A 23,572-nucleotide genomic window follows, 5' to 3' on the forward strand; every position below is an offset into this window, starting at 1 on the left:
TATCTCGAATTCAAGATTTATTTTTAAATTTTTCTCACTGTAACTTTTTTAGTAATTGTAGTAATTGATGTTGTTCTTCTACATTTAAATTTTGAAACTGCTCCGCTTGGAATGTTTCTTGAGGCGGGACGATTTCTTCATATAAAGCTCTTCCCTTTTCTGTTAACGAAATATATTTTGTAGTACCTTCTTGTTCACGACGAATCCACTCAAGCTGCTCCATTTTATTTAAAAGCTGCGTAATATTTCCTTTCGTAACAAATAGCTTATTTCCAAGCTCTTGCTGCGTTAAACGATCATGCCCTCCAACTTGAGCTAGTACATCAAACTGAGCGGCAGATACATTCCATTCTTTCAAATGCTGATTCGTCTCACGAATACTTTTGTTATAAAAACGTGATAAACGAAACCATAGGAGTAAACCTAGTCTATCTTCTGTTTTCATTTCATCACCTCGCTCGTTTCATACCATTAGTTTAGAACTAAACTTTATAAAAGTCAATTACTTATTTTTAGTAAGAAACAAAGAAAGCACAGCGTCATTTCTCCACTATGCTTTACATTAGCTTTCTATTTTTATATTCATCTAACTTCCTCTCCGCGAACTTTCTCGCATCTTTCTCAATCCATCTATCTTCGTACAATTCACTTCCCACATATAATACTTCGCTCTTATGCTGCATTGCATGACGAAATTCATGCAGTAGTGTTTTAAGGACTTGCTCATACTCTTCCCACATACAAACAAAAATTAATTGTTTTTCTTTATGATAAAAACCACCTACCGGGAATAAAAATTCCTCTTCTTCTTCTCCTAATGATAAAAGGACATGATTCGCATCACACGTATCACAAAAAATAACCGGTGTTTTACATACTTCAATCAGTGAAAATAAATCGTCTCTAAGCCTTTTGACATCCCAAGGAAGCTCCGAATCCAACACATACCAATTCTCCACCTGTTGATATACATTTTGAAACTGGAGTTCCATTTCTCTTTATTCCCCTTTCCAAGCATCCTTTTTCTATATGTATGCCACAATATAGTAAATATTAAACGTATTCTTTCATCCTTGAAAAAATGCCAATCAAAAAGGAATCTATATCGACATAGATTCCTTTTTTATAAATATCTTGTACTTTTATTTTTAAAAATTTAGCTCTTCTTCCTATCCCACTTAAAGACTTTATTTAAAAATTTATATACATTCTTTGACTCTTTCGTCAGAAGTGGACCTAAGATAGATAGTATAAGCACGTATAGTGCTGAAAATGGCTTCAAGACTGACATTAAACCACCAGCGATACCGATATTGGCCATAATGATGGAGAATTCTCCTCTTGAAACAATTGTTAATCCAATATTTGTTGACGCTTTATGAGATAATCCAGCTTGTCGTCCTGCAATCATCCCTGCTATAAAGTTTCCGATGATTGTAAGAAGGACAGCACCTAACGTTAACCATATCGCTCCGCCCAGTGAGAACGGATCAATGCTTAATCCGAAACTGAAGAAGAAAATAGCTCCGAAAAAGTCTCTAAATGGAACAACGAGATGTTCAATTCTGTCACTATGCTCTGTCTCAGAGAAAACTAACCCTAAAAGAAGTGCTCCAATTGCTTCAGCAACGTGAATTGTTTCCGAGAATCCTGCAATAAAGAATAATGAAGCAAATACTACAATAATGAAAATTTCATCTGAACTAATATTGAGCAATTTATTTAATAACGGCGTCGCCTTTCTAGCTACAATAAAGAATAGAAGCATATATCCTAAAGCAATTCCGATTGAAGTAAGGGCACCTAAGAATGAAGCGTGATCCCCTAGAACTAATCCAGAAACGACTGATAAATATACAGCCAGGAATATATCTTCGAACATGATAATTCCTAAAATTAATTCGGTCTCATTATTACCAGTTCTTCTTAAATCCACTAACACCTTTGCAACGATAGCGCTAGAAGAAATCGTAATAATCCCCGCAATAATTAAGATTTCTAGTAAAGGGAATCCCATTATAAATCCGTATAATAACCCAAGTGAAAAGTTAATTAAAATATAGATCGTTCCACCAATCGCAATAGAACGTCCAGATTTAATTAGTTTTTTCATTGAAAACTCTAGTCCTAGATAGAACAGAAGAAACAGAACGCCAATCCGTCCAAGGAAGGAAATGACATTTGCACTTTCAATAAATTTGAAATCGATCACACCTATTGTCGGCGCATGTGGTCCCACTAGCATCCCAAGAACAATTAGAAACGGAATGACTGAGAATTTAAACTTTCCAGCAATTACTGCCGCAATTGCAACTAATACTAACGCTGTACCAACTTCAAAAATTAACGTATCCATCTAGTCAGTCCCCCTATTCGAAAGTAACTCATTAATAATTTTTTTAATTTCTTCTCTCTCGCCTGAAACTACAAGCATATCGCCTTCCTCAATTACTGTTTCTGGTCCTGGATTAAATAACTTTTTCATATTCTTTTTCATAACTGCAATAATCGTTACGCTATAGTTTTTTCTTATTTCAAGATCACCAATTGTTTTTCCAATTGCTGGCGCTGCATTCTCTACTTTAAACCACTCAATCGCTAAACCTTCAAAGACCATTTCAACATTTTCTAATGCTCTAGGTTTATACACCATTCCACCTAATATTGCTGCAATTTGTCTTGCCTCTGAGTCGCGTAATGAAATACTTGAGATACTTTCTTCATGGTCTGAATCAAAATGATACATTTCTCTACGTCCGTCATCATGAATAACAATTACCATCTTTTCATTACCTTTCGTAACGATTTGAAATTTATAGCCAATACCCGGAAGTTCACTTTCTCTAATATTCATCTTTAGCTCCTCCTCGAATTTTATTTAAATTTTCTGTTTTTCTATCTTTTGTTCATCCAATCCATTTTAGAAATTCTAACCATTCAGGATACCTGTGATTTGGAAATCTTTTATTGTAATAATAAGTGGCTCCTAAAAAGATACTAAAAGATGTAATGATAAAACATATATTACTTCTCATTTTCAAACTCTCAAGGCTTACTTTCCATAAAGATTCTTCTTTCAAATCATCCCCTCTTTCTCGCTTTACATTTAGTTTTTTAAAATGTAAATAATTCTAAAAATATTATCATGTAACATAATCATAACACAAAATAGATTTAAGTAACATGATTTTTTAGAAAAATTGATTCTCGTATATTTTTTGCATATAATTTTCTTATTACGGAAAAAAGGAAGTGTATTATATGGTTGATATCTTTAGCAGATTCCTTGAGGTAACGAATAATATTTTATGGTCATATATTCTTATTGCAATGCTAATCGGCTTCGGTCTTTATTTCTCTTTTAAATTGAAGTTTGTCCAAATTACTCATTTCGGTGAGATGGTCGGTTTAATTAGTAAAGGATTTAATCGAAAAGAAAAAAAGAAAGATAGCATCTCCCCGTTCCAAGCATTTTGCTTAAGTGCAGCTGCACGTATCGGTATCGGAAACTTAGCTGGTGTAGCATTAGCTATCTCAATGGGCGGACCTGGCGCAGTATTTTGGATGTGGTTTATCGCTATCCTTGGAGCAGCTACTAGTTTCGTAGAATGTACGCTCGCGCAAATTTATAAAGTAAAAGATGGAAGCAGATTCCGTGGTGGCCCAGCATATTATATGGAAAAAGGATTAAACAAACGCTGGATGGGTGTTTGGTTCTCACTTCTTATTACAGTTGCGTACGGATTAATTTTCAACTCTGTACAAGCAAACACAGTAACAATAGCATTTGAAAATGCTTTTGGACTAGAGCGAACGATCGTAGGAGCTCTATTAGCTTTATTAGTTGCAGTTATTATTTTCGGTGGTATTAAGAGCATTTCACGTATTACGGAAATGATTGTTCCTCCAATGGCAATCATTTATATTGGTGTGGCTATTTTTGTTGTTATTAACAACTTTACTATGTTACCAAGCATTTTTATGGAAATATTTAATGGCGCATTCGGTTTAGACCAAGCCATCGCTGGTGGTATTGGAGCAGCAATTAAGTTCGGAATTCAGCGCGGTCTATTCGCAACAGAAGCAGGTATGGGTAGCTCCCCTAACGCAGCCGCAACATCAGATGTATCTCACCCTGTCAAACAAGGACTTGTTCAAGCGTTAGGTGTTTTCGTAGACACGTTCTTAGTATGTACATCAACAGCATTTATCGTATTATGTTCGGGCCTTTACAAAGGAACAAACTTACAAGGTATCGAATTAACACAAAATGCATTAAGTTCACAAATCGGACCATGGGCAAGTACTTTCTTAGCAATTATTATTTTCCTATTCGCGTTCAGTTCTTTACTAGGAAACTACTATTATGGTGAAACAAACATCGCATTTATTAAAGAAAGCAAAACTTGGTTAATGATTTATCGCGTTGCAGTTGTCGGAATGGTATTCTTCGGATCGATCGCTGCCCTTCAAACAGTTTGGAGCTTAGCTGATTTATTCATGGGACTAATGGTATTGACAAACTTAATTGCCATCTCATTCCTAAGCAAATTCGCCTACGCAGCATTAGTAGACTATATGAAGCAAAAGAAACAAGGAAAAGATCCTGTTTTCGTTGCAAGTTCTATCCCTGGCTTACAAAATACAGAGTGCTGGGATGGACAGGATGTAGAAGAGAATAAAAAAGCTGTATAACAGCTAAAAGCGGAAGCGGCTCGTTCAGAACAAGAGCTATATATCAAACAAAATCCCTATTACTCTACAGTAATAGGGATTTTTATTTACACAGTTCATAATTTGTTCAAATTAATTCCAGCAAAAGGGTTGATTTATATGAATTCCTAGATTATAATAATTATAAATTAGTAATTGATATCACATAACAACTCAAAAGGAGATTGATCATAATGAACAAACAAGTAATCGAAGTATTAAACAAACAAGTAGCAGACTGGAGTGTTTTATTCACAAAACTACACAACTTCCATTGGTACGTAAAAGGACCTCAATTCTTCACATTACATGAGAAATTCGAAGAACTTTACACAGAATCAGCTACTCACATCGATGAAATTGCAGAACGTATTTTAGCAATTGGCGGCAAACCAGTAGCAACAATGAAAGAGTACCTAGAAATATCTTCTATTCAAGAAGCAGCATACGGAGAAACTGCAGAAGGGATGGTCGAAGCAATCATGAAAGACTACGAAATGATGCTAGTCGAACTGAAAAAAGGCATGGAAATCGCTCAAAACTCTGACGACGAAATGACATCTGACCTACTACTAGGCATCTACACAGAACTAGAAAAACACGCTTGGATGCTACGTGCGTTCTTGAATCAATAATAGACTTTAAAGCGGAAGCGGCTCGTTCAGAGTCGCTTTTTTCTATGGAATGGTCGCGCGTGCTGGTACATGAAATTTATATCAACGATTTTCCCTATATATCGACGATTTTTCAAATATATCAACGATTTTTTCATTATATCGACGATTCGACATAGGATATCGACTTACCGACAAATCACGACAATATTAGCACCTCCCTATCCCCTACTTTCATCAATATATTACAATCTCTTTTATGTTAAGATATAGGAAACACCCTTTAGTAAAATAGATCCAAAAAAGCTTTTCCATATTCATCATTTACTACTTAAATGGCGGGAGTGGTTCAGTTGAAAGACTACTTAATTAGAGCATTTTTTGCATTAATAACAGTTGGGATTGTCTTACTTATAGCTAATATTTTCAATATACGTATCGAGGTGAAAGACTATGCTTTCCTCGTTGTTGTAGCAATTAGTGGCGGCTGGGGTGGCTGGTACTTGTATAAAAAACAAAGTAATCAAAGTGATAAAGGCATTCCAAAGTAATACGGAATGCCTTCTTTTTATTTCCGCCTATAATAAATAATGAAATTCAAACCACTAATACAAACTATCCCAATAAACATATCAAACGAAACCGAATCTCCACCTAAATTATACTCATCAACAATAAACCCAGACATAAACAACGTGATCGCGGAAACACCGATACATAGTATCGAAATAAACCAAAGCGAAAACGCATTAATCAGCTCTTTCTTCTGTATTGAAACAATTAGCATAACAAGAATAGATGCTGCTAAAATACATTTAAAAACCGGCCTTAAAAATACGAATTCCTCCATCTATTTCTCCTTTTCCCAAAACATTACACCTTAACATTAACATATTTAACCAAATTAAAAACACATGCCTTTTGAAGATAAAATGACATGTGTTTCCAAAATTTCCTATACAATTGTATTATAATAATTGCTTCCACTTCGTTCCTAAAACAGGACGCTCGTAATTCTGTATTTCATGAATTAATTTATCGGCCGTCTCAGCGGCAACGATTAACTCTTTATTCGATGGATTCATGAATCCCTCTTCTGCTGCACGTTCAACCATTTGCAGAATTGGTCCATAAAAATCTTTTATGTTCAATAAACCAACTGGCTTATTATGTATACCAATTTGTGACCAACATACTGCTTCAAATAGCTCTTCAAACGTTCCATATCCGCCTGGTAGTGCAATAAAAGCATCCGCAAGCTCTGCCATTTTCGCTTTACGTTCATGCATCGTTTCTACTTCAATTAATTCTGTTAACCCTGTATGAACGATCTCTCCTCGGAATAGACCGCGCGGCATAACACCTGTTACACGACCACCTAAGCGAAGAACTTCGTTTGCTACTTCTCCCATTAATCCGACGCAAGAACCACCGTATACAAGCTCATAATCATTCTCAACAAACATTTTACCTAATTCAATTGCCTGCTCTTTGAACTCTGGTCTCTCCCCTAAATTGGAACCTGCAAACACACAAATCTTTCTCATCCTTACACCCCAGAACTATATATTGTTATGATACAATGAACATTGTACAACATATGGAGGGGATGAGAAAGAAATGGATATCGTCGCATTTGAAAGATGGGTTGAGGAATTTTACGAAAAACGAAGCTGGTCACAGTATAATGCCTTTATTCGGTTAAATTTCTTAACAGAGGAAGTTGGGGAAGTTTCACGCGTTGTTCGCGCAATCGAAATCGGTCGGGATCGTCCTGATGAAAACGCGAAAACAGAAGAAGAGCTAAAACAAGAACTAAAAGAAGAACTTGGTGATGTACTATCTAACCTTATTATTCTTTCACAAAAATATGATTTAGATTTGCAAGACATTATGGAAGCACACGTCACAAAGCTTTCGAAAAGGTTTGAAACACCTAAATGAGAATATTATCAATTATGATATAATATTCTTGTCACAATACTAAGGGGGATTTTATGTTATCTAAAAAATTGCACGACGCACTAAACGATCAAATGAACTTTGAATTTTACTCTGCCCACGCTTATATGGCAATGGCTGCTTACTGTACGGCGGAGAGCTATGATGGATTCGCTAACTTTTTCCTTGTACAAGCTGAAGAAGAACGTTTCCACGCAATGAAGCTTTACAACTACATTAATGACCGCGGTGAGCGCGCTATTATTACTGGATTTGATAATCCAAATAACGAATATGACTCTGTACTGAACGCTTTTGAAGTGGCACTTGAGCACGAGCGTGAAGTAACGAAACGTATTTACAACCTATCTGATATCGCCTGGGATGAGCGTGAACACGCAACAATTACATTCTTAAAATGGTTCGTCGATGAGCAAGTAGAAGAAGAAGCTTCATTCGATAGCATCATCCAAAAATTAAAACGTATTACAAGCGATTCAAACGCATTATTTATGCTAGATGCTGAATTAGAGAAACGTACATTTACGCCTCCAGCTGAGTAGTATTTCAATCACCTTAATGAATGGATTAAGGTGATTTTTTTATTTCTTCTCTAAGTTGAATAACCCTCGCCACATCCTTTTTATAGAGCCCAGAAACCTTTTCAACAAAGTCACTATGAGTAAAAGTTCCATCTCCTTCTTCTACTATACTCAAATGTCCATGTATAAATTTCAAAAACGCTCTAGCATCTTCTCCAGTTAAACGATTAATGTTATCTATAACCTCATCAAATTCCTTTAAACTATTCTGTGCTTTCACCCTAATTCCCCCTCTCCACACTATTTATCATACCAAAACAAAAAAAGCCGTTCATCCCTCTAGGCGAGAGATAAACGACCTCTTTACTATTTATTAAAGCATAACCCCAACGATAACCGCTGATAATATACTTACTAACGTTGCACCGTATACAAGTTTTAATCCGAATGATGATACAACGTTTGCTTGTTTGCCATCGATACTCTTCGTTGCACCTGCGATAATTCCGATTGATGAGAAGTTCGCAAATGATACAAGGAAGATAGATAAAATACCTACTGTACGAGCTGATAAATCACCAGCTACTTTACCAAGGTCAAGCATTGCAACGAATTCGTTCGTTACTAATTTCGTTGCCATAATTTGTCCTGCTGTTAGCATCTCTGATGTTGGGATACCCATTACGAATGCTAATGGTGAGAAAATGTATCCTAAAATGCTTTGGAATGTGATTCCGAAAATTGAATCGAACACACCATTAATTGCTGTAATTAATGCTACGAAACCAATTAACATCGCCGCTACTGTTACAGCGATAGAGAAACCAAGCATAATATATTCGCCTAACATTTCAAAGAATGTTTGCTTTTTATCTTCTTGTAATTCTAAAATGTCGTCTTCTTCTTTCACGTCATATGGATTAATAATATGAACGATAATGAATCCACTAAATAAGTTTAATACAAGTGCCGTTACTACATATTTTGGATCAATCATTTTCATATAAGAACCGACAATTGACATCGATACTGTAGACATGGAAGATGCACAAAGTGTGTATAAACGATTTTTCGGTAATTTGCTTAATTGATCTTTTACTGTAATGAATACTTCCCCTTGACCAACAATCGCAGCTGCTACTGCATTATATGATTCTAGTTTTCCTAAACCGTTCACTTTACTTAATAGGAAACCGACTGCACGAATGATAATCGGTAAAATTTTAATATGTTGTAAGATCCCAATTAATACTGCTAAGAAAATGATTGGTAATAATACCGTTAAGAAGAATGGTGCTTGTCCATCATTTGCTAGACCACCAAATACGAAATTAACCCCTGCTTCCGCAAATTTTAAAATAGCGCCAAACCCATCTGCAATCCCTTTTACTAATACAAATCCGACTTTTGTATTCAGTAAGAAATATGCAAGTACCAATTGAATGACAAGCATAAGTGCAATTGGTTTATATTTAATTTTCTTACGATCTGAACTGATAAGGAAACCTAGTACAAATACTACAAGTAAACCGACTAGAAACATTACTATTTTCATATGTGAATCCTCCACTTCTCCCACGAGTTATTGGTCGTATAACGTATAACGAATGACGTCTGACCATTGATGTTAAAAAAATTTAAAACCCCTAAATACTATTCAACTGTTATCTAAAATCAGTAAGCGTTTACATAAATTGCAATTTATTAAAGGTAGCCTCTTCTCTCCTACTATACTTGAAAGTCTGAAATTGATACCACCTACAAATCAAATTGTAAGCGTTATCTAACTGAAAAGCAATATAAATTTAAAAAGATTTTTATATGTTAATATATTCCTAATTAATTGGTTTTTCTATGCAAATTTACCATAAAAAAATAGCCCTAGCTATGAGCTAGGACCATCTTTTTTATAACATAACACCAACGATAATCGCTGATAAAATACTTACTAATGTCGCACCGTACACAAGGCGTAGACCGAATGATGATACAACATTTGATTGATTTTCATCGATACCTTTCGTTGCACCTGCGATAATTCCGATTGATGAAAAGTTCGCAAATGATACAAGGAATACAGAAAGAATACCAACTGTACGAGCTGATAAATCACCAGCTACTTTTCCAAGATCAAGCATCGCAACAAATTCGTTTGATACTAATTTCGTTGCCATAATTTGTCCCGCTGTTACCATCTCTGCTTGCGGAATACCCATTACGAATGCTAATGGTGAGAAAATGTATCCTAAAATAGCTTGGAATGTAATACCGAACATAGAATCAAACAAGCTATTGATTGCTGTAATTAATGCTACGAAACCAAGTAACATGGCTGCTACTGTTATCGCGATTGTGAAACCAAGCATAATATATTCGCTTAGCATTTCAAAGAATGACTGTTTTTTCTTATTTTCTAATTTCAGTGTATCTTCTTCTTCTGTAATATCGTACGGGTTAATAATATGAATAATAATGAAACCACTAAATAAATTTAATACAAGTGCTGTTACTACATATTTTGGTTCGATCATTTTCATGTAAGAACCGACGATTGACATCGATACTGTAGACATGGAAGATGCACATAATGTATATAAACGGTGTTTTGGGATTTTACTTAATTGATCTTTTACTGTAATAAATACTTCCGCTTGCCCAACAATGGCAGCTGCTACTGCGTTATATGATTCTAGTTTTCCTAGACCATTTACTTTACTTAACAACGTACCAATAGCACGAATAAATATCGGTAAAATTTTAAAGTGTTGCAGAATTCCAATTAAAACGGCAAAGAATACGATTGGTAATAACGCTGTTAAGAAGAATGAAACCTCTCCTTTATTAACAAGGCCACCAAATACGAAAACGATTCCAGCTTCTGCATATCCAAGAAGCGCGCCAAATCCATCTGAAATTCCTTTTACTAAAATATAACCAACTTGTGTATTTAATAAGAAATAAGATAATGCTAGCTGAATAATAAGCATAATTGCGATTGGTTTATACTTAATCTTCTTTCGATCGGAGCTTATAAGAAAACCGAGTACAAATACAACGAGTAATCCTACAAGAAACATAACAAACTTCATTAATAAAATCCTCCATTTAACTCTTCATTAACGTTGAACGTCTGACCACTAAAACAAGAAATAACCCGAACTTTCCATTTCCCCTCCAAAATCTTCAATCAGATAGGAAAAATCATAAAACCTCTTGTTTCAAAGGCATTTTCCATTCTAACATAAATCACAACTCATATCCGCACTTTTCTTTAAAAAATTACATTTTATTATAAAACACTCATTAATGTTCGTCTTTTACTACCGACAAAATCTGGATAAAACAAAAAATGAGCATCAAGTTTCACTTGATGCTCACCTCATTATACCGCTTTTTCTTTATCTGCTACTTGCTCTTCCCAGCACTCTGTATTTTTCAGACCTGGAATTGAATTCGCATAGAAGACTGGATCTTTTCCTTGTTTCTTTTGCTTTACATAATCTGATAATGCCGCAAAAGCGTACTTAGAAAGGAATACGATTGCCACTAAGTTAATAACAGCCATAATACCCATGAATAAATCTGCTAAATCCCAAACGATTTGAATTGTTGCTACAGAACCTAACATAACCATACCAAGTACAGCAATGCGGTAAGCTGTTAATAGCACTTTACTTCCATTTAAGAATTCAATATTCGTTTCACCATAGTAGTAGTTACCTACTAATGAACTAAATGCAAACAAGAAGATTGCAACTGCTACAAATATAGAAGCCCATGGACCGATATGTTGACTTAACGCTTGTTGCGTTAATTGAATACCATTTAAATCAGCTGCATTATGCACATCTGATAAAAGAATGATAAATGCTGTACAACTACAAATTAATAATGTATCTGTAAATACCCCTAAAGTTTGAATGAAACCTTGTTTAACTGGGTGCGTTACGTTTGCAGTCGCAGCCGCGTTCGGCGCACTCCCCATACCTGCTTCATTTGAGAATAATCCGCGTTTTACCCCTAATAAAATCGCAGCTCCTAATCCTCCGCCTACTACTTCTTTAATTCCGAAAGCATGTAAGAAAATTTCTTTAAATACATACGGAATTGCCGTAATGTTTGTTACAACAACGAATAATGCTACTGCTACATAAATAATTGCCATTACTGGAACAATCATTTCAACCGCACGTGCAATTCGCTTTACCCCACCAAAAATAATAACTGCTAGTAAACCAGCCATTACAAGACCTACTAATCTACTATCTGTTTTGAATGCCCCATCAAAAGCAGCCGCTACAGTATTAGATTGTACAGCATTAAAAATTAATCCAAAACTTACTGTTATTAATACAGAGAAAATAGCTCCAAGCCAGCGCTTATTTAAACCCTTTTCCATATAATACGCTGGGCCACCACGGAACGTATTCCCATCTTTCACTTTATAAATTTGCGCTAATGTGCTCTCGACAAATGCAGAAGCACCCCCAATTACCGCGATTAACCACATCCAAAATACTGCGCCTGGACCACCTGCTGAAATTGCAATAGCTACACCAGCTAAGTTACCAGTACCTACACGAGAAGCTGTACTCATACAAAAAGCCTGGAATGATGATACACCACTCTTCTCTTTTTGTGCTTTCCTCGTTTTCGAACTCGCCCCATCCCCAAGCAATCGAATCATTTCACCGAAGTAACGAACTTGGACAAATTTCACACGAAATGAAAAGTAAAGTCCTAACCCAATTAACATCGCAATAATGATATATGACCAAAGGACATTATTTATATCCCCAATTACCTTAGCTAAAAAATCCATAATTGCATTGCCCCCTCTTCCTAACAATAAGAAAATTATATTCTAAAAACTCTTAGTAATCAAGAACTTTATGTTAGGTTTTCTAACATAAGTAGGTTAACTTTCTTAACACATGTGTTTTTTTACGCAAAATTATAACTAGTACGCGCATTTATCCAATACTAAATCACTCATCCTATGTGACCAGCCATACCTTTAAGACAGTACGTTCCCTACAAATAATATGAGAAATGAACAAACAAAAATTATATTAACAATTACCTCTCATCCTTTTCATCCTTTACTACAACAAAAAAAGGCGAGCATCGAATTCAACTCGATGCTCGCCTTTTCATTTACACTGCTTTTTCTTTATCCGTTACCGCTGACTTATCCCAACACTCTGTATTCGTTAAACCAGGAATAGAATCTGCACGGAAGACTGGATCTTTTCCTTGTTTCTTTTGCCTTACATAGTCTGCCAATGCCGCATACGCAAATCGGCCAAGAAGTGTAATCGCAATTAAGTTTGTGATTACCATTAGACCCATAAATAAGTCTGCCATATTCCATACAACTTGAAGCGTCGCAACAGAACCGAATAATACCATTCCCACTACCGCAATACGGTAAATTGTTAACCAAGTTTTACTTTGTTTAATGAATTCAATATTCGTTTCACCATAATAGTAGTTTCCTAAAAGTGAACTAAACGCAAATAAGAAAATAATAATCGCTAAGAAGCTACTTGCCCATGGGCCAATTTGTGAACTTAATGCATTTTGTGTTAGTTCAATACCTTCTAAATTCGTTGCTTTATATGCACCAGAACATAGTACGATAAACGCTGTTGATGTACATACTAAGAATGTATCTACTAATACGCCAATTGTTTGAATAAAACCTTGTTTTGCTGGATGCGTTACATCAGCTGTTGCTGCCGCGTTCGGCGCACTACCCATACCTGCTTCGTTCGCAAATAATCCGCGCTGAATACCATATTTCATCGCAGCACCGATACCACCACCTACAGCTGAATCTAAACCGAATGCACCTTTAAAGATTTCTGTAAACACATCTGGTATTAAATAGAAGTTTTTAATGACAACGAAAATAGCTACCGCAATATAAATAAGCGCCATTGGCGGAACAATCATTTCCGACATACGTGCGATACTTTTTACACCACCAAAAATAATAACTGCAACTAATACAGCTAATACAATCCCAACAATATAACGTTCTAAACCAAATGCATTTTTAAACGCTAATGTAACTGTATTTGCTTGTACTGAGTTGAAAATTAAACCGTAACTAACTGTAATAAGGATAGAAAACCAAATTCCCATCCAACGTTTATTTAAACCTTTTTCCATATAATAAGCAGGACCACCACGGAAGCCACTGCCGTCTTTTACTTTATAAATTTGGGCAAGCGTACTTTCTACAAAACTTGAAGACGCCCCAATAATCGCAATAACCCACATCCAAAATACTGCTCCAGGTCCTCCCATAGAAATCGCTAAAGCTACCCCAGCTAAGTTACCGATACCAATACGGGCTGCTGAACTCATACAAAATGCTTGGAAAGAAGATACACTACCTTTTTTACGCGTCTTTCCAGTTAATCCATCACTCATTAATCGAATCATTTCCCCTAAATGAGTAATTTGTACGAATTTCAATTTAATAGAAAAATAAAGACCTAAACCAATTAACATTGCAATAAGAATATACGACCAAAGAATTGTATTCGTCGATGAAACGAATTGTTCCAAAATATTCATACAATTAACCCCTCCTTTTCTCCATAAAACGAATTATATTTAAAAAATATTTAAAAATCAACATTTTTCGACAATTTTCGATTTCCAAATATTAGAGGTTTCATGACTCCTCTTTTTAGCAAATGTACATACTAAAACAAAAAACAAATTCCTAAACAACCCATTGACAAAAATACCAACCTGTAACTATAATGATTACAACAGGTTGTAACAAACCTAATTACAATACATTCATTCACTTTCAGATATACACTTTAACAAAACACTTTGGAGGGATTTATTATGAAAATCGGAATTATTGGAGCAACTGGTAAAGCAGGAAGTCGTATTTTAAAAGAAGCATTGGATCGCGGACATGAAGTAACTGCAATCGTAAGAAATGCTGCAAAAATTACAGAAGAAAACGTAAAGGTTTTAGAGAAAGACGTATTCTCTCTTACATCTAACGACTTACAAGCATTCGACGTAGTTGTAAATGCATTCGGCGCTCCAGCAGGCGAAGAACACCTTCACGTAGATGCAGGAAACGTACTTATTGAAGCTATGAAAGGTGCACCAAATACAAAATTACTTGTAGTTGGCGGTGCTGGAAGCTTATTTGTAGACGAAGAGAAAACAACACGTGTATTTGAAACGCCAGGTTTCCCAAAAGAATACCTTGCAACAGCTCAAAACCAAGGTAAAAACTTAGAAATTCTGCAACAAACTAACGATATTACTTGGACATTCATCAGCCCTTCTGCACTATTCGCATTAGGAAAACGCACAGGTTCTTATACAGCTGGCAAAGACAATCTTCTTGTGAACGCAAAAGGTGATAGCTACGTAAGTTACGAAGACTTCGCAGTAGCAGCACTTGATGAAATCGAAAATCCAAAACACGTAAACGAACGCTTCACAGTTGTTTCTGAAGCTGAATAATAAAAAAAGCTCGTAAAACATAGTGTTTTACGAGCTTTTTATTATTGTACTTGTTCTAAACCATTTGGAGTAATCTTGAAGGAAATCTCTTTAAATTTCTTCGCATCTCCTTTTCCAAGTAACTCACCAGTTTTATACCAACTTAAACGATCAGATTCTGCATGATACACTTTTATCGTATCCCCATACTGGAATGGCGTACCGTTTACTTGCTCAGCAAAATTCTTTGAAGTTTCTTGTCCTTCTGCTGTTACATGTTTTTTCTCTTTTCCATTTCCATCATAAATTGTAAGACCTATATACTGTTCATTTACAAAACGGTAATGGATCGTATCATTTGTAAATGTTGCATGTAATTTCTTTTCATCATGGTTTAATGTAACAATCGAACGCGTTACATTGGACACACCTTGATATACTATACTATCTCCATATGTAACTTCTACAGGAACTTCTGTCACTTTCTTATTTCCAAAGCGATCTTTCGTTTCTACTTTCGCTGTTTGTTTACTAATCTTCGATGTATCTAGCATCCCTACAAAACCGACTACTTCTCCACCTTTTACTTCAACAAACTTCTTCGCATCTAATGTTTCACTGTTTGTTCCGATTACCACTTTTTGTGGCAACGCTTTTACTTCTTGCTGCGCTCCCATTTGTTCAAAACCGTGCGCTGTCACTTTAAAGAACACTTCGTTAACACCATACTTCGCATCAATGAATTCATTCTTTTTATACACTTTAAAACGATCAAATTCTTTTTGATAAATTTTTACTATATCACCATATTCAAAGGCCATACCGTTGAATTGTGCTGCAAATTCTTTTGTATTTTCAGATGCTCTTACTGATAAAGCTTTCTTTTCTTTTCCATCTTTATCATATACATTCATTCCCATATACTTCTCATCTGCAAATGAAGTATGCATTGGACCTTCTGAATCTGTTGTACTGAATTTCTTTTCTTCATGATTTAATGTAACAATCGATTTAATATTCGTTCCGTCGTGCCATGTACCGAAGAACATAATGCTATCTCCGTAAATCACTTCTACTGGCACTTCTGTTATTTGCTTATTTCCGAAACGATCTTTCGTTTCTACTTTTACTGTTTGTTTACCGATTTTCATTGTATTTGGTTTCTCCGCAAATCCAACTACTTCTCCGCCTTTTACTTCAACAAAGTTTTTCGCATCTAGCTTTTCAATTTCTGTTCCGACTACTACTGTTTGTGGCTTTGCTGTTACTTCTTGTAGCATGTCCATTCTCTCAAAACCTTTTTCTGTCACTTTGAAGAATAGTTCTTTCGTTCCTTGTTTCTCACCTTGACCAATAAGATTGTTATTTTGATACCATTTCAAACGATCTGGTTCCGCATGAAATACTTTCACTACATCTCCATACTCGAACTGCATACCATTCACTTGCTTCGCAAAGTCCTTTGAAGTTTCTTGCCCTTCTGCTGTTACATGTTTTTTCTCTTTTCCTTCTCCATCGTATAACGTCATTCCCATGTATAGCTCTTTATTAAAATATTTATGGATTTGACTATCCATATCAGTCGCATGGAATTTCTTATCATCATGCTTTAAAGTTACGATTGAAGCAATGTCATTGTTATATCCCACATATGCGATACTATCTCCATACGTCACTTCTAATGGTACTTCTGTCACTTTCTTATTTCCAAAACGATCTTTCGTTTCTACTTTTACTTTTTGTTCACCGATTTTTGTTGTATTTGGTTTTTCTACAAATCCAATTACTTCTCCATCTTTCACTTGAACAAAGTTTTTTGCGTCTAATGTTTCACTGTTTGTTCCGATTACTACTTTTTGTGGCAACGCCTTTACTTCTTGCTGGGCCCCCATTCGCTCAAAGCCCTTTTCTGTTACTTTAAATAATAATTCTTTCTCTACCTTTGCCTTACCTTGACCGATAAAGTCATTATTTTGATACCAATTAAAGCGATCTGATTCAGCGTGATACACTTTCACTACATCACCATACTCGAACTCTAACCCATTAATTGATTTCGCGAATTCTTCCGCATTTTCAACACCTTTTACTGTTGCTTTCTTTTTCTCATTTCCATTTTGGCCTAGTAATGAGAATTCAAAATACGTGTCTTCTTTAAAATAATAGTGTACTGGATTTGAATCGGCCATCGCACTAAACTTTTTCTGATCATGTTGCAGTGTTACGATGGATTTAATATTAGTATCATAATTAAGCCCTTTAAATACTAAACTATCACCATAACCAATATTCACTACAACAGGAATGAAATTCTTATTCCCTTTTTCATCCATAATCTCTACTTTTACAGTTTTTTCTCCAACTTCGGGCTTATCTTGCATAATTACGCCCGTTGTTTTGACACCCTTCCCTAAATTCTGTACGAGTTCTTTTGCCTTTTTCTCATCATATGTAGTACCAATTTCTACATTTTGGATTTTTGTATCATTCGGCTCACCGTATGGAACCTCATATAATCCAGTTTGTTTTTCACGAATTGGATTGCTGTCTGTAGATAACCATATTTCTTTTTCTAATTTCGGTAAATTTAATTTCTCTATCTTGTCTCTAGTATCATCCTTTGGAGTTAATCCCCATTTTTCAAAGAAAGGAGTTAAATTTTGACCAGCCAGCTTTGATGTCATGTAAATAAACAACTGCTTTTTCTCTTCATCAGATTTAGGCATTTCTGTATTTTGTAACATACGATACATCTGATGTAGTTTCGGATAAAATTGATCTCCATAAGCTAAATGCAATTGCCAAAACATAACCAACTTCTCGAACTCATTCATCTTCTCTTGTGCATCTGTTTGACCTAAATAAGCAAAAGCTGCCTTGTAGCGCTCCTCTTCTTCCAGCCTCGTTTGATGACCAAACTTAGTTTGAACTGCTAAAGAGTAAATATTAACGGTTACCTCTCCCAGGTCTTCCCACTCCCAAGGTGCCTGCTGATGTAAATGCCCAACTTCATGCCAAGGCCCCCATCCATCAGTTTTTAACTCTTTACTGTCTAATACATACTTCATCGCATTCTTAACATAAGAAGTGCGGTAATAGTATGCATTCATCCAATCGCCCTCTTCTGGATATCTATTTTCAACAAATTGAACATAGTGTTTTGGCGCTTTCGCCACTCCTACACTCTCTTCAGATAATCCCGAAATCTTATTTTCTATGCGAATGATTTGATCATGCAGCTTCAATAATTCTGTTGGATCTGTATTTTTCATATAATCTTGTACAGCATCATAGCTTGATGTGATTAGGCTTCTTTCTCCTCTTAATTCCACTGCATATGGATTCTCATACTTTTTCAGCATTTCATCCCAATCTTTTTTCGTATGCTTTCCTAATATGAATAATGGAAAATGACTTCCACCATTAGTAACTTCAGCTGTGATATCACCTTGATTGTTCGGGTTATAGAAATACAGTATCCCGCCCACTGGAGATGATATTACATTTTCACCAGGTGTTAAATCAAATTCCTTAGGGTCTTCTTCATCATACGCATGTGTTCCTATAAAAGCTTTAATAGACTTATCACCTTTTATTTTAATTTTCATTTCTTCATTTGGCTTTGCATAAATCCCAGTTGGTTCATTTGCCGCTAGTTCCCAGTCCACCTTTAAACGATCTCGTTCCTCAGTGACATCACCTTTTCCAGGCACATAAAACGTCCTCTGCTCCAAACGACTCTCTTTGCTCTCTTCCAACTTTCCACCTTTAACCTCTTCCAAAGGCGCTGCATATCCTTTCGATGCTTCAAAAGCTACTGGTGATAATAATGTGGATATGCATATACCAGCTACTAATACCCTACTCTTTTTCTTCTTCGACATAATCTGTGTCCCCTGTTCCTTTATTTAGAAAAACCATCCTATATATTTATTTAATGAAAAATCCTATTATTTTTATAAAAACATGTAATAAATAGACGAATACCTCGCGCACCTGTATCTATTACTACCGCATTTCCCTCCATGTATTCGCTTTCTTACTTTGTAAAATTTTTATGTAATATGTCCTCCTCACTTCTCTCTATTTGTGATGAGTTCTATTCGTACATAAAAAAAGAATAGCAAAAGATATCATTATAGTATTGTCATCTATACATCTAAAAATAAAAATAGCAATAGAATCTTACATTTTCTTCATATATGACCATCTATAGGTAGTTTTTCCAACTGAATTGTACATGCTTTCTACTTTGTTTGATAGCCTTTTCAATTAGAATAATGTTACAATTTTGTGAATTTAATCAGTTAATCTTAACGTTCGGATTTTATTATATTTGAATATCTTTCACAACATAAAAACAATGTTTTATTTGGTTAATAATTATCTTAATATAATTTTATGTTTCATAGATAAAAAGCATTGGTGTTAACCAATGCTTTTTTATCTTACCTTTTATATTGATTTGGTTTATGCGGTTCGTTTGGAGTATGTGGTTTATTATTATCATGACCATTTCCTTTTTTCCAACTTACTGATAACTCCGGACTTGTTTCTTCTTCACTGCGCTCAAGTAATACAACTGCATTTTGAATTGTTGGTGTACCTTTATGCGCAATGCCTTGTAGCTTCGTTAATTTCCCGATTACTTTAAAGCTAAATCCACCAGCTGGTGTTTGTTTCGGAACTAAAATGCGGAACTTTTCTCCTACATTAAATTCCGTTTTTGCTTCGCCTTTTTCATTTACAAATTTCGCTCCCGCTGGTGCACCTGTTGCTTGCACTTTATACGTTCCACTTTTTGCATTTGTTTCTACTGTATATAAGCCTGTTTCAAAGAAATCATTTTTCAATACTGCTTCTTGTTCTTCTGTAGGAGTTACACTCATTGTAATTTCTTGTAACTCTTCACTAGCACTTGCTTTTGCAACGATATCTTTCGTTACCTTTTCTACATTTTTATTGCGGAAATCTAAATCATTAATATCGATTTGTTTTAACGCATTCCATACTGCAAGCTGCGTTGCATAATGAGCTTCTCTCCAATCGGAAACACCTAATTCTTGCGGGCTCTTTTGTGGATATCCATTTAATAATACACGGTATACGTTAATATCCACTTTCCCCATTTCCGGTAAATCTTGACCGCTTGGAGATTTTAAATCTACATTTAAGCAAAAAGCAATTTTGCCATCTGCCGTTTTAATAAGCTCTGTTCGGATTGGTTTCTTCTTAGACTTACTGTAACTCCAATCCATTTGATACTTTGTATGGTCCATGACTTCTGCGAATGCTTTTTGAAGCGGGAATAACACAAATAAAACACTTAAAAACATAGCTAAAAGTTTGAACGATTGCTTTATATTCATGTTTACAGCCCCTTATAACAAACTTGATACTAAGTAGTATTTATTTAGAAACTATTTTTATGCAAAAAAAAAGAGTGCTTTTACGCACTCTTCTTTCTTACCCTAATCTTAGAAATCGAAGTTATCAGGATCTGGACCAACGCGGTGATTTTGGTTTAACGCATCGATTTTTTCCATATCTTCTTTCGTTAATTCAAAGTTAAATACATCAGCATTTGCAATGATACGGTGTTCTTTCGTTGATTTTGGAATTGTAATTACTCCATTTTGAAGATCCCAACGTAAAATCACTTGCGCTGTTGTTTTGCCGTGTTTTTCAGCAATCTCTTGTAATGTTTCGTTATCTAATAATTGACCTTGCATTAATGGTGACCATGCTTCCATTTGAATACCTTGTTCTTTACAGAAAGCTTGTAGTTCTTTTTGTGTTAAACGAGGGTGGTATTCTACTTGGTTAATCATTGGTTTAATTTCTGCATCTTTCATTACATCTTGTAAGTGATGGATTTGGAAGTTACTTACACCAATTGCACGTACGCGCTTTTCTTTATAAAGTGTTTCTAACGCTCTCCACGTATCTTTATATTTTCCTTCTGAAGGCCAGTGAACAAGATATAAATCTAAATAATCTAGTCCTAATTTTTTTAGACTCTCTTCGTATGCAGCGATTGTTGTTTCATATCCTTGGTCTGCGTTCCACACTTTTGAAGTGATGAATAAATCTTCTCTTGAAATACCAGTTGCTTCGATACCTGCACGGATTCCTTCACCTACAGCTTTTTCATTTCCGTAAATTGCAGCTGTATCGATGCTGCGGTATCCTGCTTTAATCGCTGATTTTACAGCTTCTACAAGTTCTGGTCCTTCTTCTACTTTAAATACACCTAAACCGAACCAAGGCATTTCTACACCGTTATTTAATACTGCTTTACTTTGTAAGTTTTTCATTTTATTTTCTCTCCTTTTATTTTACTTGATCTCTTTTTTCTAATGTCATGCTCCACGCTGTTAAAATCACAGCGGCTACTACCATAAGACCGCCTACCCAAGCAGTATGGATTAATCCTAACGAATTCGTTACAAGGCCACCTATATAAGAACCTAAAGCGATTCCTCCGTTAAATGCGGCAATATTAATTGCTGAAGCAACATCAACCGCACTCGGAACAAAGCGCTCTGCCAATATAACTACATATACTTGTAGCCCCGGAACATTCATAAATGCGAATAGTCCCATGAAAATAATTGTGATTAATCCAGCTACTTTAAATGGCGCTGTAAATGTTAAAACAAATAGTATAATCGCTTGAATTAAGAACATGTAAAATAGCGCTCGGATCGGATTATGATTCGATAATTTTCCGCCAACCATATTCCCTATCGCAATTGCAATTCCATACACTAATAAAATGATGGTAACGGTACTCGCTTCAAATCCTGTTACTTCTTGTAATAGTGGTGATAAATACGTAAATGTTACGAACGTACCGCCGTATCCAAGTGCAGTAATAATGAAAACAAGTAACAGTCTTCCATTTTTAATTAGTTTGAATTGATCACGAAACGATACAGGTACACCATTTTTTAAATTAGATGGGACGAGTATACTGTTTGCGATAAAAGCAATAATTCCAATTACGACAATCGCCATAAATGACGCTCTCCAGCCAAATTGTTGACCGATAAACGTTCCAATTGGTACACCTGTAATAGTCGCAACTGTTAATCCAGTAAACATAATCGCAATGGCGCTAGCACGTTTATTCTCTGGGACGATTGCAGCCGCAATTGTAGATCCTATCGACATAAACACACCATGTGCAAACGCAGATACAACCCTTGCGATAATTAATATAGTGAAACTTGTTGCTACTGCCGCGATCCCATTACCAATAATGAAAATAACCATAATCCACATTAATAATGTCTTTCTCGACATACTAGCCGTTAGCGCTGTTAAAACAGGAGCTCCTACTGCCGCACCTAATGCGTATAGGGAAACAGTTAAACCAGCTGTTGTAACAGAAACATTTAAATCTTTTGAAATAGATGGTAATAAACCGACACTAATAAACTCGGTCGTACCAATCCCGAACGCACTAATTGCTAGTGCTAATAAAGCAAACATACTTCTTCGATTCGTCTGAACTTCCGAAGATGGTACTGTATATGAACTCAATTGAATTCCTCCTTATTACAAGAAATCCAATCATAATAGTGCGATAAAAAGGCCCTTTTATCTTCTAAAAAAATATTTAATCTCTACAAATGCTATTATGAATGGTTTCATTCTTTTTTTGAAGAACGCACTTTAAAGTACGATAGGCACCAAAAAGTAACATAGTCACTTTTCAGTACCGTACTACTCATTTGCCTCTTACATGTGCTATTATGAAACATATTTAACATGATAAAAAGTACGTACTTTAAAGTGCTATAGGTACTAAAAAGTAACATTTGTATGATTTAACTTATTTTACTCACAATGGGAGGGTTTCATATGAAGCAATACAATATTCCTGTAGAGGCAACTTTAGAAGTTATCGGCGGCAAATGGAAAGTTGTTATCCTTTGTCACTTAACGAAAGGTACAAAGAGAACGAGTGAATTAAAACGCTCAATGCCTGGTATTACACAAAAAATGTTAACACAACAATTACGTGAATTAGAAGACGACGGCGTTATTCAAAGAAAAGTATACAACCAAGTCCCACCAAAAGTAGAATATTCTCTTACTGATTACGGCTGGTCTTTAGAATCCATTCTTGATTCTCTTTGTTCTTGGGGCGAATGCCATCTTGAAAAAGAAGGTAAGACATCGATGCTAATTGCGGAAGGCGAATAATAGGAAAAAGGAAAAAACGAACATGAATTTGTTCATTTTTTCCTTTTTTTCTTATTATAT

The 23,572-nt window shown here is 35.4% G+C and carries 22 protein-coding genes; 7 read left to right on the top strand and 15 right to left on the bottom strand.

The genetic code is table 11. From position 1 onward, the window contains the following. Positions 1–34: 34 nt before the first annotated feature. The 4 genes from ACTFR9_RS16665 to ACTFR9_RS16680 form a co-directional block, all read right to left on the bottom strand. On the bottom strand, positions 35–445 hold the full coding sequence (locus ACTFR9_RS16665) for a MarR family winged helix-turn-helix transcriptional regulator (protein WP_000845457.1): 411 nt from the start codon (positions 443–445) through the stop codon (positions 35–37). Positions 446–557: 112 nt separating this feature from the next. Continuing rightward, positions 558–992, bottom strand: a complete 435-nt coding sequence (locus ACTFR9_RS16670; protein WP_000422825.1) for a DUF3920 family protein — start codon at positions 990–992, stop codon at positions 558–560. A 164-nt stretch (positions 993–1,156) separates the two neighbouring features. Continuing rightward, on the bottom strand, positions 1,157–2,356 hold the full coding sequence (locus ACTFR9_RS16675) for a cation:proton antiporter (protein WP_000380207.1): 1,200 nt from the start codon (positions 2,354–2,356) through the stop codon (positions 1,157–1,159). After that, positions 2,357–2,854 carry a cation:proton antiporter regulatory subunit gene (locus ACTFR9_RS16680; RefSeq protein ID WP_001026067.1) on the bottom strand — a complete coding sequence of 166 codons (498 nt, stop codon included), beginning with the start codon at positions 2,852–2,854 and terminating at the stop codon, positions 2,357–2,359. A 407-nt stretch (positions 2,855–3,261) separates the two neighbouring features. Here ACTFR9_RS16680 and ACTFR9_RS16685 point away from each other — a divergent pair, with 407 nt between their 5' ends. From ACTFR9_RS16685 to ACTFR9_RS16695, 3 genes are all read left to right on the top strand, one after another. Further along, positions 3,262–4,695: an alanine/glycine:cation symporter family protein gene (locus tag ACTFR9_RS16685; RefSeq protein ID WP_000227570.1), complete on the top strand. Its 1,434-nt coding sequence runs from the start codon at positions 3,262–3,264 to the stop codon at positions 4,693–4,695. Between the two features lie 212 nt (positions 4,696–4,907). Continuing rightward, the gene (locus ACTFR9_RS16690) at positions 4,908–5,348 is read left to right on the top strand and encodes a Dps family protein (protein WP_001041890.1); all 441 of its coding nucleotides are present in this window, start codon (positions 4,908–4,910) and stop codon (positions 5,346–5,348) included. Positions 5,349–5,680: 332 nt separating this feature from the next. Next, a complete protein-coding gene (locus tag ACTFR9_RS16695; RefSeq protein ID WP_000656325.1) occupies positions 5,681–5,878 on the top strand; it encodes a hypothetical protein in 198 nt (65 codons plus the stop codon). A 17-nt stretch (positions 5,879–5,895) separates the two neighbouring features. Here the strand turns inward: ACTFR9_RS16695 and ACTFR9_RS16700 are convergent, their stop codons facing one another. Beyond that, positions 5,896–6,177, bottom strand: a complete 282-nt coding sequence (locus tag ACTFR9_RS16700) for a hypothetical protein (RefSeq protein ID WP_000390889.1) — start codon at positions 6,175–6,177, stop codon at positions 5,896–5,898. A gap of 118 nt (positions 6,178–6,295) precedes the next feature. Continuing rightward, positions 6,296–6,859 carry a TIGR00730 family Rossman fold protein gene (locus ACTFR9_RS16705; RefSeq protein ID WP_001998590.1) on the bottom strand — a complete coding sequence of 188 codons (564 nt, stop codon included), beginning with the start codon at positions 6,857–6,859 and terminating at the stop codon, positions 6,296–6,298. Positions 6,860–6,947: 88 nt separating this feature from the next. On the opposite strand from ACTFR9_RS16705, the gene ACTFR9_RS16710 reads away from it, so the two are divergent. Together ACTFR9_RS16710 and ACTFR9_RS16715 are read left to right on the top strand one after the other, a co-directional pair. After that, positions 6,948–7,271, top strand: a complete 324-nt coding sequence (locus ACTFR9_RS16710) for a MazG nucleotide pyrophosphohydrolase domain-containing protein (RefSeq protein WP_000355736.1) — start codon at positions 6,948–6,950, stop codon at positions 7,269–7,271. A gap of 53 nt (positions 7,272–7,324) precedes the next feature. Further along, entirely contained in the window at positions 7,325–7,831 is a 507-nt protein-coding gene (locus tag ACTFR9_RS16715; RefSeq protein WP_000949389.1) for a ferritin, read from the top strand. 25 nt (positions 7,832–7,856) lie between these two features. Here ACTFR9_RS16715 and ACTFR9_RS16720 read toward each other — a convergent pair whose 3' ends face one another. The 5 genes from ACTFR9_RS16720 to ACTFR9_RS16740 form a co-directional block, all read right to left on the bottom strand. Beyond that, positions 7,857–8,090, bottom strand: coding sequence for a hypothetical protein (locus ACTFR9_RS16720; RefSeq protein WP_000647293.1), 234 nt, complete (start codon positions 8,088–8,090; stop codon positions 7,857–7,859). Between the two features lie 93 nt (positions 8,091–8,183). Next, complete coding sequence (locus ACTFR9_RS16725; RefSeq protein ID WP_000706846.1) at positions 8,184–9,365, bottom strand: NupC/NupG family nucleoside CNT transporter; 1,182 nt, start codon at positions 9,363–9,365, stop codon at positions 8,184–8,186. Between the two features lie 352 nt (positions 9,366–9,717). Next, positions 9,718–10,899: a NupC/NupG family nucleoside CNT transporter gene (locus tag ACTFR9_RS16730; protein ID WP_000673861.1), complete on the bottom strand. Its 1,182-nt coding sequence runs from the start codon at positions 10,897–10,899 to the stop codon at positions 9,718–9,720. Positions 10,900–11,192: 293 nt separating this feature from the next. Further along, positions 11,193–12,632 carry an alanine/glycine:cation symporter family protein gene (locus tag ACTFR9_RS16735; RefSeq protein ID WP_000346385.1) on the bottom strand — a complete coding sequence of 480 codons (1,440 nt, stop codon included), beginning with the start codon at positions 12,630–12,632 and terminating at the stop codon, positions 11,193–11,195. Between the two features lie 335 nt (positions 12,633–12,967). Then, entirely contained in the window at positions 12,968–14,398 is a 1,431-nt protein-coding gene (locus tag ACTFR9_RS16740; protein WP_001022943.1) for an alanine/glycine:cation symporter family protein, read from the bottom strand. A gap of 282 nt (positions 14,399–14,680) precedes the next feature. Here ACTFR9_RS16740 and ACTFR9_RS16745 point away from each other — a divergent pair, with 282 nt between their 5' ends. Next, positions 14,681–15,319, top strand: a complete 639-nt coding sequence (locus tag ACTFR9_RS16745) for an NAD(P)-dependent oxidoreductase (RefSeq protein ID WP_000689898.1) — start codon at positions 14,681–14,683, stop codon at positions 15,317–15,319. Positions 15,320–15,360: 41 nt separating this feature from the next. On the opposite strand, the gene ACTFR9_RS16750 is transcribed toward ACTFR9_RS16745, so the two are convergent. The 4 genes from ACTFR9_RS16750 to ACTFR9_RS16765 form a co-directional block, all read right to left on the bottom strand. Next, positions 15,361–19,182 (bottom strand): putative mucin/carbohydrate-binding domain-containing protein, encoded by a 3,822-nt coding sequence (locus tag ACTFR9_RS16750; RefSeq protein ID WP_000038274.1) that lies wholly within the window; start codon positions 19,180–19,182, stop codon positions 15,361–15,363. A 564-nt stretch (positions 19,183–19,746) separates the two neighbouring features. Continuing rightward, positions 19,747–20,667: a thioester domain-containing protein gene (locus tag ACTFR9_RS16755; RefSeq protein WP_001022541.1), complete on the bottom strand. Its 921-nt coding sequence runs from the start codon at positions 20,665–20,667 to the stop codon at positions 19,747–19,749. A gap of 108 nt (positions 20,668–20,775) precedes the next feature. Continuing rightward, positions 20,776–21,615 (bottom strand): aldo/keto reductase, encoded by an 840-nt coding sequence (locus ACTFR9_RS16760; RefSeq protein ID WP_000793541.1) that lies wholly within the window; start codon positions 21,613–21,615, stop codon positions 20,776–20,778. Between the two features lie 16 nt (positions 21,616–21,631). Further along, positions 21,632–22,795, bottom strand: coding sequence for an MFS transporter (locus ACTFR9_RS16765; RefSeq protein WP_163262942.1), 1,164 nt, complete (start codon positions 22,793–22,795; stop codon positions 21,632–21,634). A 372-nt stretch (positions 22,796–23,167) separates the two neighbouring features. On the opposite strand from ACTFR9_RS16765, the gene ACTFR9_RS16770 reads away from it, so the two are divergent. Then, positions 23,168–23,512 (top strand): winged helix-turn-helix transcriptional regulator, encoded by a 345-nt coding sequence (locus ACTFR9_RS16770; protein ID WP_000816344.1) that lies wholly within the window; start codon positions 23,168–23,170, stop codon positions 23,510–23,512. Positions 23,513–23,572: the final 60 nt, after the last annotated feature.

The sequence above is a fragment of the Bacillus cereus group sp. MYBK222-1 genome (assembly GCF_051916425.1).
GTDB classification, from domain to species: domain Bacteria; phylum Bacillota; class Bacilli; order Bacillales; family Bacillaceae_G; genus Bacillus_A; species Bacillus_A paranthracis.